Origin of the sequence: Burkholderia sp. Cy-637, assembly GCF_011753175.1 — a bacterium.
GTDB classification, from domain to species: domain Bacteria; phylum Pseudomonadota; class Gammaproteobacteria; order Burkholderiales; family Burkholderiaceae; genus Burkholderia; species Burkholderia gladioli.
On sequence record NZ_VWWC01000006.1, the window covers coordinates 48,963 to 64,454 of the forward strand.

15 protein-coding genes are annotated in these 15,492 nt (G+C 66.1%); all 15 read left to right on the top strand.

Translation table 11 applies throughout. The features are described from left to right. Positions 1–122 precede the first annotated feature (122 nt). The 15 genes from F3J10_RS03420 to F3J10_RS03490 all read left to right on the top strand — a co-directional run bounded on the left by F3J10_RS03420 (position 123) and on the right by F3J10_RS03490 (position 15,477). The gene (locus F3J10_RS03420) at positions 123–1,295 is read left to right on the top strand and encodes an ABC transporter substrate-binding protein (RefSeq protein ID WP_167241039.1); all 1,173 of its coding nucleotides are present in this window, start codon (positions 123–125) and stop codon (positions 1,293–1,295) included. Between the two features lie 186 nt (positions 1,296–1,481). Then, positions 1,482–2,639, top strand: coding sequence for an ABC transporter substrate-binding protein (locus F3J10_RS03425; RefSeq protein ID WP_025097709.1), 1,158 nt, complete (start codon positions 1,482–1,484; stop codon positions 2,637–2,639). A 191-nt stretch (positions 2,640–2,830) separates the two neighbouring features. Next, positions 2,831–3,886, top strand: a complete 1,056-nt coding sequence (locus F3J10_RS03430; RefSeq protein WP_025097710.1) for a branched-chain amino acid ABC transporter permease — start codon at positions 2,831–2,833, stop codon at positions 3,884–3,886. 4 nt (positions 3,887–3,890) lie between these two features. Continuing rightward, entirely contained in the window at positions 3,891–5,675 is a 1,785-nt protein-coding gene (locus F3J10_RS03435; protein ID WP_167241041.1) for a branched-chain amino acid ABC transporter ATP-binding protein/permease, read from the top strand. Beyond that, positions 5,675–6,451 carry an ABC transporter ATP-binding protein gene (locus F3J10_RS03440; RefSeq protein ID WP_166912784.1) on the top strand — a complete coding sequence of 259 codons (777 nt, stop codon included), beginning with the start codon at positions 5,675–5,677 and terminating at the stop codon, positions 6,449–6,451. Before F3J10_RS03435 ends, F3J10_RS03440 begins: the two co-directional genes overlap by 1 nt. A gap of 182 nt (positions 6,452–6,633) precedes the next feature. Then, the gene (gene mnmG / locus F3J10_RS03445; protein ID WP_025097713.1) at positions 6,634–8,604 is read left to right on the top strand and encodes a tRNA uridine-5-carboxymethylaminomethyl(34) synthesis enzyme MnmG; all 1,971 of its coding nucleotides are present in this window, start codon (positions 6,634–6,636) and stop codon (positions 8,602–8,604) included. Next, entirely contained in the window at positions 8,601–9,290 is a 690-nt protein-coding gene (gene rsmG / locus F3J10_RS03450) for a 16S rRNA (guanine(527)-N(7))-methyltransferase RsmG (RefSeq protein WP_025097714.1), read from the top strand. The genes mnmG and rsmG overlap by 4 nt, the downstream gene beginning before the upstream one ends. Before the next feature lie 56 nt (positions 9,291–9,346). After that, entirely contained in the window at positions 9,347–10,117 is a 771-nt protein-coding gene (locus F3J10_RS03455) for a ParA family protein (protein ID WP_013696165.1), read from the top strand. 38 nt (positions 10,118–10,155) lie between these two features. After that, complete coding sequence (locus F3J10_RS03460) at positions 10,156–11,043, top strand: ParB/RepB/Spo0J family partition protein (protein WP_013696166.1); 888 nt, start codon at positions 10,156–10,158, stop codon at positions 11,041–11,043. Between the two features lie 7 nt (positions 11,044–11,050). Beyond that, a complete protein-coding gene (locus F3J10_RS03465) occupies positions 11,051–12,184 on the top strand; it encodes an SLC13 family permease (protein ID WP_046580203.1) in 1,134 nt (377 codons plus the stop codon). Positions 12,185–12,448: 264 nt separating this feature from the next. Beyond that, positions 12,449–12,979, top strand: a complete 531-nt coding sequence (locus F3J10_RS03470) for an ATP synthase subunit I (RefSeq protein ID WP_167241043.1) — start codon at positions 12,449–12,451, stop codon at positions 12,977–12,979. Positions 12,980–13,140: 161 nt separating this feature from the next. Next, on the top strand, positions 13,141–13,992 hold the full coding sequence (gene atpB / locus F3J10_RS03475; protein ID WP_025097717.1) for a F0F1 ATP synthase subunit A: 852 nt from the start codon (positions 13,141–13,143) through the stop codon (positions 13,990–13,992). A 76-nt stretch (positions 13,993–14,068) separates the two neighbouring features. Continuing rightward, positions 14,069–14,338: a F0F1 ATP synthase subunit C gene (atpE, locus tag F3J10_RS03480; RefSeq protein ID WP_013696170.1), complete on the top strand. Its 270-nt coding sequence runs from the start codon at positions 14,069–14,071 to the stop codon at positions 14,336–14,338. Positions 14,339–14,464: 126 nt separating this feature from the next. Then, positions 14,465–14,935, top strand: a complete 471-nt coding sequence (locus tag F3J10_RS03485) for a F0F1 ATP synthase subunit B (protein WP_013696171.1) — start codon at positions 14,465–14,467, stop codon at positions 14,933–14,935. 2 nt (positions 14,936–14,937) lie between these two features. After that, complete coding sequence (locus F3J10_RS03490; protein WP_060004443.1) at positions 14,938–15,477, top strand: F0F1 ATP synthase subunit delta; 540 nt, start codon at positions 14,938–14,940, stop codon at positions 15,475–15,477. Positions 15,478–15,492 lie beyond the last annotated feature (15 nt).

The window sequence follows — 15,492 nt, forward strand, 5'->3', positions numbered from 1 at the left end:
GGCTAACCCGGTTTGTCGCGTGCGTGCGCCCTCGCTACACTCGGCTTTCCCCGACCGATCGGTCGGGAAAAGCGGCCCCGAGCGAAGCCGGCCCCGATCTCGTTCTCTTGGAGAATCACGGCATGAATGGAGTCAGGCGGCGGGTGGCGATCGGCGCGACCCTTGCCCTTATCCTCGTCGGAGCGCTGGCTCGGCAGGATGCGCGGGCCGACGTGCGGATCGGCGTGACGGTATCGGCCACGGGCCCGGCGGCCTCGCTCGGCATCCCCGAGAAGAACAGCATCGCGCTGCTGCCCAGGGAAGCCGGCGGCCAGAAGATCGACTACATCGTGCTCGACGACGCCACCGATCCGACCCAGGCCGTGAAGAACTTCCGCAAGCTGGCGAGCGAGGACAAGGTCGATGCCGTGATCGGCTCGAGCGTGGTGCCGAACTCGCTGGCGATGATCGACATCGCCGCGCAGACCGGCACACCGATGATCTCGCTGGCCGCGGCGGCCTCGATCGTCGAGCCGATGGACGCGAAGCGTGCCTGGGTGTTCAAGACCCCGCAGAACGACCAGCTGATGGCCGACGCGATCGCCGAGCACATGGCCCGGCGCGGGCTCAGGACGGTGGGCCTGATCGGTTTCGCCGACGCCTATGGCGAGAGCTGGTTCAAGACCTTCGGCCAGGCCGCCGCCGCGCGCAAGCTGCAGGTGGTGGCCAGCGAGCGCTACGCGCGCAGCGATACCTCGGTGACGGGGCAGGTGCTCAAGGTGATGGCCGCCAGGCCCGACGCGGTGCTGATCGCCGGCGCCGGCACGCCGGCCGCGCTGCCGCAGAGCACGCTGAAGTCGCGCGGTTATCGCGGCGCGATCTACCAGACGCACGGCGTCGCGAACAACGATTTCCTGCGTGTGTGCGGCGCCGATTGCGAGGGCACCTACCTGCCTGCCGGGCCGATCCTGGTGGCCGCGCAGCTGCCCGATACGAACCCCGTGAAGGCCTCCGCGCTGGCCTACCAGAGCGCCTACGAGCGCGCCTATGGCCCCGGCTCGGTGTCGACCTTCGGCGGCCATGCCTGGGATGCCGGCCTGCTGCTGCGCGAGGCGATTCCGCTCGCGCTGAAGGCCGGCCCGCCCGGCACGCCGGCTTTCCGCACCGCGTTGCGCGGCGCGCTCGAACAGGTACAAAAGCTGCCCGGCGCGCATGGCGTGTTCAACCTGACGGCGACCGATCACAACGGGCTCGATGCGCGGGCACGCGTGATGGTCGAGATCGTCGGCGGGCGCTGGAAGCTCGTGCAGAACTAGCCGGAGCGAGGCAAGGGCAAATCATCGAAACAGGGCGCGTGCTTCGGGACGCGCCCTTTTTTGTTGTCCGCGCAACCAGTTGGCGAGCGCGGATGGAGGGGCGCCGGCGGGGCAGGGTGGAGACAGGCCCGGCACGCCGTCGGCGACGACGACAACAAGGCGAAGCGGGTAGCGTGGAGGCAGGACATGAAGATCGGGACATGGACGCGGGCGGCGCTCGCGCTGGGGCTGGTTTGCGGCGCGACGGCCGCGCTCGCGCAGGTGAGGATCGGGGTGACGGTATCGGCCACCGGGCCGGGCGCCTCGCTCGGGATTCCGGAGAAGAACACGGTGGCGCTGCTGCCGAAGACCATCGGTGGGCAAGCGGTCAGCTACCTGGTGCTCGACGACGCCTCGGACAGCAGCCGCGCGGTGCAGAACGCGCGCAAGCTGATCGACGAGGAGCATGTCGATGCGATCGTCGGCTCGACCATCACGCCGAACTCGCTGGCGATGATCGACGTGGCCGCGCAAGGCCGCACGCCGATGATCTCGCTGGCGGCCAGCGCGCAGATCATCGCGCCGATGGACGCGAAGCGCGCCTGGGTGTTCAAGACGCCGCAGAACGATCGGCTGATGGCCGACGCGATCGCCGGCTACATGGCCGCGCACGGCGTGAAGACGGTGGGCTTCATCGGCTTCGCCGATGCCTACGGCGACGGCTGGTCGAACGTGTTCACGGCGGCGGCGGCCGCGAACGGCCTGAAGCTGGTGGCCAGCGAGCGCTACGCGCGCAACGACACCTCGGTGACGGGGCAGGTGCTCAAGCTGCTGGCCGCCCGGCCCGACGCGGTGCTGATCGCCGGCGCCGGCACGCCGGCCGCGCTGCCGGCGAAGACGCTCAAGGAGCGCGGTTACGCGGGCAAGGTCTACCAGACGCACGGCGTCGCCAACAACGACTTCCTGCGCGTCTGCGGCAAGGACTGCGACGGCGAACTGCTGCCGGCCGGCCCGATGCTGGTGGCCGAGCAGTTGCCCGATTCGAACCCGGTCAAGATCCCGGCGCTGGCCTACAAGGCGGCCTACGAGGGCGCTTACGGCGCCGGCTCGCTGTCGACCTTCGGCGGCCATATGTGGGACGCCGGACAGATGCTGCAGCGGGCGATTCCCGAAGCGCTGAAGACGGCCAAGCCGGGCACGCCGGCCTTCCGCGAAGCCCTGCGCGCGGCGCTCGAGAACCTGCGCAACGTGCCGGCCTCGCATGGCGTGTTCAACACCACGCCCGCCGATCACAACGGCTTCGATGCGCGCGCCCGCGTGATGGTGCAGATCGTCGACGGCAAGTGGAAGCTGCAGGCCGATTGAGGCCGCATCCGTGTGCCGCGCCGATGGAATAAGCGAGGGGGCCGCGCCGTTGAGTTTCACGTGGAAACACGCGAGGGGCGGGGTGGTTCTTGGCCCCGTCCTTGCTCCTGTTCCCGACTCGATAACGGCGGCGGCCTTGGCCATGCCGCCCATCTCGTTCCCGATTCTCGATCCAACCTGAAACCGACCGTATGGACCTTTCGATTGCGCTGATCCTCGCGCAGGACGGCATCACGACCGGCGCGATCTACGCGCTGCTCGCGCTGGCCCTGGTGCTGGTGTTCTCCGTCACGCGCGTGATCTTCATCCCGCAAGGCGAGTTCGTCGCCTATGGCGCGCTCACGCTCGCGGCCCTGCAGACGCAGAAGTTTCCGGCCACCTGCTGGCTGCTGGTGGTGCTCGGCATCGCCTGCTTCGTGCTCGAGGTCGCCGTGCTGATCCGGCATCGCGAGCGGCGTCACCAGCTCGGCCGCACGCTCTCCACGCTGGCGGGGCGCTGCGTGCTGCTGCCGCTGGCGCTGTTCGCGCTGGCGCATGCCGTCGCCGCGCTGGCCCTGCCGATGCTCGCGCAGATCGCCCTGACGCTGGCGATCGTGGTGCCGATGGGGCGCTTCATCTATCGCCTGGCCTACCAGCCGATCGCCGAGGCCAGCACCCTGGTGCTGCTGATCGTCTCGGTGGCCGTGCACTTCGCGATGGTCGGGCTCGGCCTGGTGATGTTCGGTGCAGAGGGTTCGCGCACCACGCCGTTTTCCGACGCGCAGCTCGCGATCGGCGCGCAGTCAGTGTCGGTGCAGAGCGTGGTGGTGGTGATCACGGCGCTGGTGATGATCGCGGCGCTCGCGCTGTATTTCGGTCGCACGATCGCCGGCAAGGCGCTGCGCGCGACCTCGGTGAACCGGCTCGGCGCGCAGTTGGTGGGCATCGGCACCAGCCAGGCGGGGCGCCTGGCCTTCACCTTGTCGGCCGCGCTCGGCGTGCTGTCGGGCGTGCTGGTGGGGCCGCTGACGACGATCTACTACGACTCGGGTTTCCTGATCGGCCTGAAGGGTTTCGTCGGCGCGATCCTGGGCGGGCTGGTGAGCTATCCGCTGGCGGCGGCCGGCGCCCTGCTGGTCGGCCTGCTCGAATCGTATTCCTCGTTCTGGGCCAGCTCCTACAAGGAGGTGATCGTCTTCACGCTGATCATCCCGGTGCTGCTCTGGCGCAGCCTGGCCAGCCCACGGCACGACGAAGAGGAGGCTTGAGGCGATGAGAGCCCTGTTCCACAACCGCCTGTTCTGGGCCTTCGCGATCGTGCTGTTCGCGCTGCCGGTGCTGCCCGGCGTGCTGCGCATCCCCGAATACTGGGTGACGCTGCTGAACTACATCGGCCTGTATTCGATCGTCGCGATCGGGCTGGTGCTGCTCACCGGCGTGGGCGGCATGACGAGCTTCGGCCAGGCCGCCTTCGTCGGCATCGGCGCCTACGCCACCGCGCTGCTGAGTACCGGCTACGGCTTGTCGCCCTGGCTCGGCCTGATCGCCGGCGTGATCGTCACGGCGGTGGTGGCGCTGGTGCTCGGCGCCGTGACCATGCGCCTGTCGGGCCACTTCCTGCCGCTCGGCACGATCGCCTGGGGGCTCGCGCTGTTCTACCTGTTCGGCAATCTCGATCTGCTCGGCAAGTACGACGGCATCAACGGCATCCCGGCGCTGCGCGTGTTCGGCATCACGCTCGATACCGGTCGCAGCCTCTATTACCTGATCTGGCTGGTGGTGATCGCGGCCATCGTCTCGGTGCGCAACCTGCTGAACAGCCGGCCCGGCCGCGCGATCCGCGCGCTGCGCGGCGGCGGCGTGATGGCCGAGGCGATGGGCGTCAATACGGCCTGGATGCGCGTGCTGATCTTCGTCTACGCGGCCGTGCTGGCTTCCGTTTCGGGCTTCCTCTACGCGCACCTGCAGCGCGCCGTGAATCCCACGCCGTTCGGGCTCAATCACGGCATCGAGTTCCTGTTCATGGCCGTGGTAGGCGGCGTGGCGCATGTCTGGGGTGCCGTGCTCGGCGCCGCGATCCTCACCGTGCTGCAGGACTGGCTGCAATCGCTGCTGCCGCGTCTGCTCGGGCAGGACGGCAACTTCGAAATCATCGTGTTCGGCGTGGTGATGGTGGTGCTGCTGCAGACCGCGCGCGACGGCGTCTGGCCGTTCCTCGCCAGGCGTTTTCCGCGCGGCCCGCGGCTGGCGGTGCCGGATCACACCGACCCGCTGCCGCGGCGCGAGCGGCCCGCGGCCGGCGAAGCGCTGTTGGTGGTGGAGCAGGTCCGCAAGACTTTCGGTGGATTGGTGGCCGTCAACGACGTCAGCTTCGAGGTCAAAGCGGGCCAGATCGTGGGCCTGATCGGCCCGAACGGCGCCGGCAAGTCGACCACCTTCAACCTGGTGACGGGCGTGCTGCGCGCGAATGGCGGCTCGATCCGTTTCCGCGGCGAGCGCATCGACGGGCTTGTTTCACGTGAAATCGTGCGGCGCGGGATCGGCCGGACTTTCCAGCATGTGAAGCTGCTGCCGGGCATGACAGTGCTCGAGAACGTCGCGCTGGGCGCGCATCTGCGAGGCTCGACCGGCATCTGGCGCAGCGTCGCGCGGCTCAATGGGCGAGAGGAAGGACGGCTGCTGGCCGAGGCGGCGGCACAGATTCGCAGGGTCGGGCTGGAGGCGCAAATGCATGAGGAAGCGGGCAGCCTGGCGCTGGGCCAGCAACGGATCGTCGAGATCGCGCGGGCCTTGTGCTGCGATCCGACGCTGCTGTTGCTGGACGAGCCGGCGGCCGGGCTGCGCTACCTGGAGAAGCAGCAACTGGCCGGGTTGCTGCGCAAGCTGCGCGACGAGGGTATCAGCGTGCTGCTGGTCGAACACGACATGGACTTCGTGATGAACCTGACCGATCGGCTGGTGGTGATGGAGTTCGGCACGCGCATCGCCGAGGGCTTGCCCGAGGAGGTGAGGCAGGATCCGGCGGTGCTCGAAGCCTATCTCGGCGGGGTGGAGTGATGATGGAAGCGATGCAAGCGAAAGTGCCGGCCGTGGCGCCGATTCTCGAAGTCGATGGCTTGTCGGTGCGTTACGGCAAGGTCGAGGCGCTGCACGGCGCGGCGATCCGCGTTGCGCCGGGGCAGATCGTCAGCGTGATCGGGCCGAATGGCGCCGGCAAGTCCACGCTGCTGAACGCGATCATGGGCGCGCTGCCGGTAACGGGGCGGGCGAGCGGGATGGTGCGTTATCGGGGCGAGGCGGTCGGCGCCTTGCCGGTCGAGTTGCGCGTGGCGCGCGGCATGTGCCTGGTGCCGGAGAAGCGTGAGCTATTCGGGACGATGTCGGTCGAGGACAACCTGGTGCTGGGCGCCTATCGTCGCAAGCAGGCTGGCGAGGTGGGCTATCTCGACCAGCTCGACCCAGTGTTCGCGCTGTTCCCGCGTTTGAAGGAGCGCCGCAAGCAGGCGGCCGGCACGCTGTCTGGCGGCGAGCGCCAGATGCTCGCGGTCGGTCGCGCGCTGATGGGCAAACCCGACCTGCTGATGCTCGATGAGCCCAGCCTTGGGCTCGCGCCCCTGATCGTCAAGGAGATCTTCCATATCATCAGCGCGCTGCGGGGAACCGGCGTGGCCACGCTGTTGATCGAGCAGAATGCACGCGCGGCCTTGCAGATCTCCGATTACGCCTATGTCCTCGAAACCGGCGAATTCGTGCTCGATGGACCGGCAGCGGAGCTGGCGCAGAACCCCCGCGTGATCGACAGCTATCTTGGGCTGGCTCGGAAGTCAGGCTGAAATCGAGCGAGCAGGGCGCTTGAAAGCGCCGGAGGTGTTGGAAAAATGCGGCGTGTTTCACGTGAAACACGCCGTTTTTGTTGATCGGCTGTTCGGCCGATATTCGGGCCAAAAGCGAACCCGCTATAATTCGCCCCATACTTCTCTCTCAGGTTCGCGTACGTTCTGACGCGAAATCCGCAATGCTTTATCCCACTGAATTTGACGTGATCGTCGTCGGCGGCGGTCACGCCGGTACGGAAGCCGCTTTGGCTGCCGCACGCATGGGCGTGAAAACGCTGCTGCTGACCCACAATATCGAAACGCTCGGCCAGATGAGCTGCAACCCGTCGATTGGCGGGATCGGCAAGGGCCACTTGGTCAAGGAAGTCGATGCGCTCGGCGGCGCCATGGCGATTGCCACCGACGAAGCCGGCATCCAGTTCCGGATCCTGAATTCGTCCAAGGGCCCGGCCGTGCGCGCCACGCGAGCCCAGGCCGACCGTCTGCTCTACAAGCAGGCGATCCGCAGCCGTCTCGAGAATCAGCCGAACCTCTGGTTGTTCCAGCAAGCCGTCGACGATCTGATCGTCGAAGGTGAACGCGTGGTTGGCGCGGTGACGCAGATCGGCATTCGCTTCCGGGCGCGCGCCGTGGTACTGACCGCCGGCACCTTCCTCGACGGTAAGATCCACGTCGGCCTCAATAATCACACGGGCGGTCGGGCAGGGGATCCTGCCGCCGTCTCGCTTTCCTCGCGCCTCAAGGAACTGAAGCTGCCGCAAGGCCGGCTCAAGACCGGTACGCCGCCGCGTATCGATGGCCGCTCGATCGACTTCTCGAAGCTCGAAGAGCAGCCGGGCGACCTCGATCCGGTGCCGGTGTTCTCGTTCCTGGGCCGCGTCGAGATGCACCCGCGCCAGATGCCATGCTGGGTCACGCATACCAACGAGCGCACGCACGACATCATCCGCAGCGGCCTCGATCGTTCGCCGATGTACACCGGCGTGATCGAGGGCGTCGGCCCGCGTTATTGCCCGTCGATCGAGGACAAGATTCACCGCTTTGCCTCGAAGGATTCGCACCAGATCTTCCTCGAACCGGAAGGGCTGACCACCAACGAGTTCTACCCGAACGGGATCTCGACCAGCCTGCCGTTCGACGTGCAGCTCGACCTGGTTCATTCGATGCGCGGCCTCGAACATGCGCACATCCTGCGTCCCGGTTATGCAATCGAATATGACTACTTCGATCCGCGCGGCCTGAAGGCTTCGCTGGAAACCAAGGCAATCGAAGGCCTGTTCTTCGCGGGCCAGATCAATGGCACGACGGGTTATGAAGAGGCAGCCGCGCAAGGGCTGCTGGCCGGGATCAATGCCGGCCGTTATGCCCAGGAGAAGGATGCCTGGTGCCCACGTCGCGACGAGGCCTATCTGGGCGTGCTGGTCGACGATCTGGTTACGCGCGGTGTGTCCGAGCCTTATCGGATGTTCACCAGCCGCGCCGAGTATCGCCTGAGCCTTCGTGAAGACAATGCCGACATGCGCCTGACCGAAATCGGTCGCGAACTGGGCGTGGTCGACGACGCACGCTGGGATGCGTTCTCGCGCAAACGCGATGCTGTTTCACGTGAAACCGAACGTCTGCGTTCAACCTGGGTGACGCCGAAGACGTTGCCGGCCGAGGAAGCGACGGCGCTGCTCGGCAAGGCGATCGATCACGAATACAGCCTGGCCGAGCTGCTGCGTCGCCCCGGCGTGAGTTATGCCGGTGTCTGCGGCCTGCGCGAAGGAGAGTGCGGGCCGGCAGAGCCGCTCGCCGAGGATCCGGTGCTGTTGGCGCAGATCGAGGAACAGATCGAGATTGGCATCAAGTACCAGGGTTACATCGAGCGCCAGGCCGGCGAGATCGAGCGCAACGGCGCGCATGAAAATACCCGTCTGCCGGAAGGCATCGACTACGCCGAAGTGCGTGGCCTGTCCTTCGAGGCACGTCAAAAGCTGAACCAGCATCGTCCCGAAACGATCGGCCAGGCGTCACGGATCTCGGGCATCACGCCGGCGGCGATCTCGCTGCTGATGGTGCACCTGAAGCGCGGCCTGGGCCGTCGCGGCGCGTCGAGCGCGAACGGCGCGGGCGAAGCAGGGGGCAGCAACGTCCCGACCCAGCAATGACGGCGCGGCAACCGGTGGCGGGCTCGTCCCGCGAGGCGCTGCATGATCTGCTGAGCCAGGGACTCGATTCGCTCGGCATCGAACTCGAACAGGCGCAGGTCGACAAGCTGCTCGACTACGTGGCGCTGCTCGGCAAGTGGAATGCGGTCTACAACCTGACTGCGATTCGCGACCCGCGGCAGATGCTGATCCAGCACATCCTCGATTCGCTTTCGATCGTCCCGCATCTGCGCGAGCTCGATGTGAAGACGGCGCTCGATGTCGGTTCGGGCGGCGGCCTGCCCGGCATCGTGCTGGCGATCGTGTTCCCGCATTGGCAGGTCACGCTCAACGATATCGTCCACAAGAAGTCCGCATTTCAGACCCAGGCGAAGGCCGAACTGAAGCTGGCCAATCTGTCGGTCGTCACCGGCCGCGTGGAATCGCTGCGCCCTGGTCACGAAGTACCGGGTCAGTTCGACGCGATCGTCTCGCGCGCCTTCGCGGATCTGTCGGACTTCGTGGTGCTCGCGCGGCATCTGGTGGCGCCGGGCGGGGCGATCTGGGCGATGAAGGGCGTGTTGCCCGAAGACGAAATCTCGCGCCTGCCGGCAGGCTCGCAAGTGCGCCAGACGATTCGGCTCGCGGTGCCCGCGCTAGACGCGGAACGGCACCTGATCGAAGTCGGCGTTGACGAAGCACAATGAAATTGGGGCGCGGTGAATCCGCGCCCGATGTCTTAAAAAAGAGGGACGAACCAACGATGGCAAAAATCTTCTGCGTGGCCAACCAGAAGGGGGGCGTCGGCAAGACGACGACGACAGTCAATCTCGCCGCGAGTCTCGCTGCCCAGCAGCAGCGCGTATTGCTGATCGATCTGGACCCGCAGGGCAATGCCACCATGGGCAGCGGCATCGACAAGGCGGCCTGCGAGTCGACCGTCTACGAGGTGCTGGTCGATGGCGTGAGCATCGAGCAGGCGCGCGTGCGCCCCGAGTCGCTCGACTACGACGTGCTGCCGGCGAATCGCGAACTGGCGGGCGCGGAGATCGAGCTGGTCGGCGTCGAGAATCGCGAGCGCCAGCTGAAGGCCGCGCTCGAGAAGGTCGCCGATCAATACGACTTCGTGCTGATCGACTGCCCGCCCGCGCTGTCGCTGCTGACGCTGAACGGGCTGTGCTCGGCGCACGGCGTGGTGATCCCGATGCAGTGCGAGTACTTCGCGCTGGAAGGACTGTCCGACCTGGTCAACACCATCAAGCAGATCCACGCGAACCTGAATCGCGACCTGAAGGTGATCGGCCTGCTGCGCGTGATGTTCGATCCGCGCATCACGCTGCAGCAACAGGTGTCCGACCAGTTGAAGGCGCACTTCGGCGACAAGGTGTTCGATGTCGTGATTCCGCGCAATGTGCGGCTTGCCGAGGCGCCCAGCTACGGGCTGCCGGGCGTGGTGTTCGACCGCGCCTCGCGCGGCGCGCAGGCGTACCTGCAGTTCGGCGCGGAAATGATCGAGCGGGTGAGGGCGCTTTGACGCGTCGTGCCAACGGACCAGCAAACGAGGGAAATGCGATGAATGCGGTAGCGAAGAAGAAAGGTCTGGGACGCGGGCTCGAAGCCCTGCTCGGCGGCAGCGCCGACATCACCGAATCGGTGAAGATCGAGGGCGCGCTGAACACGCTGTCGCTCGACAAGCTGCAGGCCGGCAAGTACCAGCCGCGCACGCGCATGGACGAGGGCGCGCTGCAGGAGCTCGCGGCCAGCATTCGTGCGCAGGGTGTGATGCAGCCGATCCTGGTGCGCCCGATCGGCGCCGAACGCTTCGAGATCATCGCCGGCGAACGCCGCTTCCGGGCCGCGCGCCTGGCCGGGCTCGCCGAGGTGCCGGTGCTGATCAAGGAGGTGACCGACCAGGCCGCCGCCGCGATGGCGCTGATCGAGAATATCCAGCGCGAGGATCTCAACCCGCTCGAGGAGGCGCATGGCATCCAGCGCCTGCTCGACGAATTCAGCTTCACGCACGAGCAGGCCGCCGAGGCGGTGGGGCGCTCGCGCAGCGCCGTGTCGAACCTGCTGCGCCTGCTGAACCTGGCCGCGCCGGTGCAGACCATGCTGCTGGCCGGCGATCTCGACATGGGCCACGCGCGCGCGCTGCTGGCCGTCGATGCGGCTACCCAGATCACGCTGGCTCACCAGGTGGTGAACCGCCGCCTGTCGGTGCGCGAGACCGAGAAGCTGGTCGCGCAGACCACCAAGGAAGCGCCCGCCCTGAAGGCCAAGGCCAAGGACGACGGCGGGCGCGACACGCGGCGCCTCGAGGAGGAGCTGTCCGACATGCTGGCCTCGAACGTGAAGATCAAGCTCGGCCGCCGCGGCCGCGGGCAATTGACGATCGACTTCGGCGATCTCGATGCGCTCGAGGGCATCCTCCTGCGCCTGCGCGGCAATATCGCAGCCTGAGGCGCCGATGAGCGAAGTTCGCGGGTGGCTTGCCCCGCGCCGCTGGTTCGCCTTCGTCGCGAACGAGCCGGTGCTGTCGATCCTCGTCCTTGCCCTGGTGGTGCTGCAGGTCGCGCGGCCGCAACCGGCGCTCGCGCTCGCGCGGCTGGTCGACTGGCAGACCGTCGCCACGCTGGCCGGCCTGCTGATGGTCACCAAGGCGCTGGAGTTGTCGGGCTTCCTGATGTGGCTCGCGCATCGCATCGTGCATCACGTGCGCAGCGAGCGCTCGCTGGCGATGCTGCTGATCGTGTTCGCGGCCGTGCTCGCCACCTGGCTCACCAACGACGTTGCCCTGTTCGTGGCGGTGCCGCTGGTGGTGTCCCTGCAACGGCTCACGCCCCTGCCATTCAAGCGGCTGGTGATCTGCCTGGCGATCGCCGTCAACGCCGGCTCGATCGCCACGCCGCTCGGCAATCCGCAGAACCTGTTTCTCTGGCAGCGCAGTGGTGCGTCATTTGGTCGCTTCGTGCTCGAGCTGGGACCGCTCGCGCTGATCACGATGCTGATGCTGCTCTTGCTGGCAGCTTGCATGTTCCGTTCAAAACCGCTCGATTTCTCGGGCGACACCGAGGCGCACGCGGTGCGCCGGCCGCTCGCGATCACCGCGGCGGTGCTGTTCGCGGGCTTCGTGCTGGCCGCCGACGCGCACTACGCGGTGCCGGGCGTGATCGCGGTGGCGGTGCTGCTGCTGGCGATCCGGCGCGACGCGGTGCTGCGCATCGACTGGCTGCTGCTGCTGATCTTCGTGCTGATGTTCATCGTGCTGCGCAGCGCGGCGGCCTTGCCGGTGGTGCACGACACGGTGGCCGGGCTCGGCCTGGACGCGCCGCTGCGCCTTTATACGGCGGGCGCGGTGCTGTCGCAGGGCATCAGCAACGTGCCGGCGGCGATCCTGCTTTCCGAGTTCGGCGGCGATTGGCGCGCGCTCGCCTTCGGCGTCAGCGTGGGCGGTTTCGGTTTCGCGGTCGGCTCGCTGGCGAACCTGATCGCGGTGCGCCTGGCGAAGACGCCGGGCCTCTGGGGGCCATTCCATCTGGTGTGCATTCCCTTCGGCCTGATCGCCTTCGCGATCGGCGGGCTCTGGTTGCATTTCGTCTAGCTGTCGCGTGCGGTGTTTCGTCTGCCGAAGCGGAACGAAAACAAGCTGTAAGGTGCGCGTGCCGAGCACCTTACAACTGTTGTCTGACGTCGGAAATTGACGCGATTTTCCACGCAACTCGCCGCGATTTCGTGGTGTTTTTGTCGCCTGCAAAACCTTGAATCGCTTGCGGGTATCGCTTACAATCGCTCGGATTTGTTAGCACGGCCAGCCCGAAGGCTTTTTGAAAGCTGAAGGCTTACGGCGATTTAGCGGAAGACGAAGATGGCGGGTCAAGCGCCGGAAGACAGGCACGACGATCATCGCCACGCGCAGCAGGTCGCTGGCGTGCAGCGGCACGGTGTTCCACACGCGGAAGACGATTGGGAAGCCGGGCAGCAGGATAACAATATCGTTCCGCTCACGCGGGCCGAGGCTGAAGCGCTGTTCGGTCCGGACGTGAGCCGGCCATCTCGCGTCACCCCGTTTCGGGTGGTGATCGCACAGGTGGTCTTGTCCCTGGTTGCAACGCTGGCGTGGTGGCTGTTTTCAAAGTCGCCGGGTGCCGCTGCGCAATCGGCAATGCTGGGCGGAGCGATCGGCTGGGTACCGAGTGCGGTGTTTGCAGCGAGACTGAGATTCGGCGGTGCGAACACCGTGATGGGCTGGATGTTCGGCGAGGCGCTGAAGCTGAGCGTGACGATTGCGATGTTCACCGCGGTGGCGCTCCGGTTCCCGGACGTGCACTGGGTGCCGCTGCTCGTCACCTATCTCGTCGCACTGAAGACCTACTGGCTCGCACTCGCCTGGCGGTAAAGCATCTTGCGGCAAATCGATGTCGGATTTCGACGCATACGCGGCGCAGCGTGTGCAAGTATCGCAGTTCGACTCGAGGTTGCGCTCTCGTGTTCCCGCAATAATTTCTTGCGGTAATACGTAAAACAACGATTTTCGACAATTGGGTGGCATTAACGACTATGGCAGCTAGCGAAGGCACGCACGCTCTGGATCCGTCCGAGTACATTGCGCACCACTTGCAGAACTTCACCTCCTCGCATCAGACGTCGATCGTCGACTTCCATGTGTGGAATCTCGATACGCTGTTCTGGTCGATCGTCTGTGGTCTCGTGACCATCCTGGTGCTGCGCCTTGCTGCTCGCAAGGCCACGCCGGGCGTGCCGGGCCGCTTCCAGTGCCTGATCGAGATGATCGTCGAGATGGTCGAGGATCAATCGAAGGCGGTGGTGCACGGCAACCGCACCTTCATCGCGCCGCTGGCCCTGACGGTGTTCGTCTGGGTGCTGCTGATGAACTCCCTCGACTTCCTCCCCGTCGACCTCCCGGGCCGCGTGATCGGCGCGCTGGGCCTGGCCGGCGTGATCCCCAATCACCGCATCGTCCCCACCGCCGACCTGAACGGCACGCTCGGCATCGCGCTCGGCGTGTTCATCCTGATGCTCTACTACAGCATCAAGATCAAGGGCGTCGGCGGCTTCGCGCACGAACTGGTCTCGGCACCGTTCGGCGCACACCCGCTGCTGTGGATCCCGAACCTTGCGTTGAACATCGTCGAATACGTCGCCAAGACCGTTTCGCTCGGCATGCGGCTGTTCGGCAACATGTACGCGGGTGAGCTGGTGTTCCTGCTGATCGCTCTGCTGGGCAGCATGTGGAGCTTCGGCGGCGACGCGACGGTTCTCGGCTTCGTCGGTCACGTGATCGCGGGCAGCGTCTGGGCAATCTTCCACATCCTGATTGTTCTGTTGCAGGCATTCATCTTCATGATGCTGACGCTGGTGTATCTCGGCCAGGCGCACGAATCGCACTGAGCGGGCGTCCGGTAGAAGAGTCTTCGTTTTTCGTTTTTAAATCTCTAGTTCCAAGTCTTTTCACATAGGAGTGATCATGCAAGCTTTCATCGCCAACATCCAGGGTCTGACCGCTATCGGTATCGGCATCATCATCGGCCTGGGTGCCGTCGGCGCCTGTATCGGTATCGGCCTGATGGGTGGCAAGTACATCGAAGCCTGCGCACGTCAGCCCGAGCTGATCAACCCGCTGCAAACCAAGATGTTCCTGCTGGCTGGCCTGATCGACGCGGCATTCCTGATCGGCGTTGGCGTGGCGATGCTGTTCGCGTTCGCGAACCCGCTCCTGTCGAAGCTCGCAGGCTAAGGTTCCCCGGAAATATTGCGCCCGCATGGCGGGCGCAGGGCGGAACGGAGACCGGGCGCTGATCGGATGCAACTCGATGAGCGCCTTACCGTTTCTTTTTCCCGGATAGCAGACTAAGGAAACACCGTGAATCTCAACGCAACCCTGTTTGCGCAAATGGTCGTGTTCCTGATCCTCGCGTGGTTCACGATGAAGTTCGTGTGGCCGCCGCTGATCAACGCACTCGACGAACGCGCGAAGAAGATTGCCGACGGTCTCGCCGCAGCGGAAAAGGGCAAGGCGGAACTCGCAGCGGCGCACAAGGCCGCTGACCAGGAGCTCGCGCAAGCCCGTACCGACGGACAGCAACGCATCGCCGACGCCGAAAAGCGCGCGATCGCCGTCGCGGACGAAATCAAGGCGAACGCGCAGGCCGAAGCGGCCCGCATCGTCGCCCAGGCGAAGGCCGACGCCGAACAGCAAATCGTGAAGGCCCGTGAACTGCTGCGCGCGGATGTCGCGACGCTGGCCGTCAAGGGCGCCGAACAGATCCTGAAGCGCGAAGTCGACCAGGCGGCCCACGCCGAACTGCTGAATCAACTGAAAGCCGAGCTCTGATCATGGCCGAATTTGCAACCATCGCCCGCCCTTACGCAGAAGCGCTGTTTCGCGTGGCCGAGGCTGGTGACGTCGCCGCCTGGTCCACCCTCGTCAAGGAGCTGGCCCAGGTTGCGCAACTGCCCGAAGTCCAGTCTGTCGCGTCCAACCCGAAGGTCGGGCGCGAACAGGTCGTCGAACTGCTGGTTGCCGCGGTGAAGTCGCCGCTGGCGAGCGGCACGGAAGCGAAGAACTTCGTGCGGATGCTGGTCGACAATCACCGCACCGTGCTGCTGCCGGAGATCGCCGTGCAATTCGAGGCGCTGAAGAATGCGCGCGAAGGCGCCGCCGACGTGCAGATCGTCAGCGCGTTTCCGCTCGAAGGCGCGCCGCTCGCCGAGCTGCTCGCGAGCCTCGAACGGAAATTCGCACGCAAGCTGAAGCCGACGGTCGAGGTCGACCCGTCGTTGATCGGCGGCGTGCGCGTGACGGTCGGCGACGAAGTGCTCGACACCTCGGTGCGCGCGCGGCTGGTCAGCATGCAAAGCGCACTGACCGCCTGAGCGCCGCAGCCGGCA

Excerpts from the sequence above, each read along its gene's own strand:
- F3J10_RS03420 (WP_167241039.1), top strand. The coding sequence starts at position 123 with ATGAATGGAGTCAGGCGGCGGGTGGCGATCGGCGCGACCCTTGCCCTT.
- F3J10_RS03425 (WP_025097709.1), top strand. The coding sequence starts at position 1,482 with ATGAAGATCGGGACATGGACGCGGGCGGCGCTCGCGCTGGGGCTGGTT.
- F3J10_RS03430 (WP_025097710.1), top strand. The coding sequence starts at position 2,831 with ATGGACCTTTCGATTGCGCTGATCCTCGCGCAGGACGGCATCACGACC.
- F3J10_RS03435 (WP_167241041.1), top strand. The coding sequence starts at position 3,891 with ATGAGAGCCCTGTTCCACAACCGCCTGTTCTGGGCCTTCGCGATCGTG.
- F3J10_RS03440 (WP_166912784.1), top strand. The coding sequence starts at position 5,675 with ATGATGGAAGCGATGCAAGCGAAAGTGCCGGCCGTGGCGCCGATTCTC.
- mnmG (WP_025097713.1), top strand. The coding sequence starts at position 6,634 with ATGCTTTATCCCACTGAATTTGACGTGATCGTCGTCGGCGGCGGTCAC.
- rsmG (WP_025097714.1), top strand. The coding sequence starts at position 8,601 with ATGACGGCGCGGCAACCGGTGGCGGGCTCGTCCCGCGAGGCGCTGCAT.
- F3J10_RS03455 (WP_013696165.1), top strand. The coding sequence starts at position 9,347 with ATGGCAAAAATCTTCTGCGTGGCCAACCAGAAGGGGGGCGTCGGCAAG.
- F3J10_RS03460 (WP_013696166.1), top strand. The coding sequence starts at position 10,156 with ATGAATGCGGTAGCGAAGAAGAAAGGTCTGGGACGCGGGCTCGAAGCC.
- F3J10_RS03465 (WP_046580203.1), top strand. The coding sequence starts at position 11,051 with ATGAGCGAAGTTCGCGGGTGGCTTGCCCCGCGCCGCTGGTTCGCCTTC.
- F3J10_RS03470 (WP_167241043.1), top strand. The coding sequence starts at position 12,449 with ATGGCGGGTCAAGCGCCGGAAGACAGGCACGACGATCATCGCCACGCG.
- atpB (WP_025097717.1), top strand. The coding sequence starts at position 13,141 with ATGGCAGCTAGCGAAGGCACGCACGCTCTGGATCCGTCCGAGTACATT.
- atpE (WP_013696170.1), top strand. The coding sequence starts at position 14,069 with ATGCAAGCTTTCATCGCCAACATCCAGGGTCTGACCGCTATCGGTATC.
- F3J10_RS03490 (WP_060004443.1), top strand. The coding sequence starts at position 14,938 with ATGGCCGAATTTGCAACCATCGCCCGCCCTTACGCAGAAGCGCTGTTT.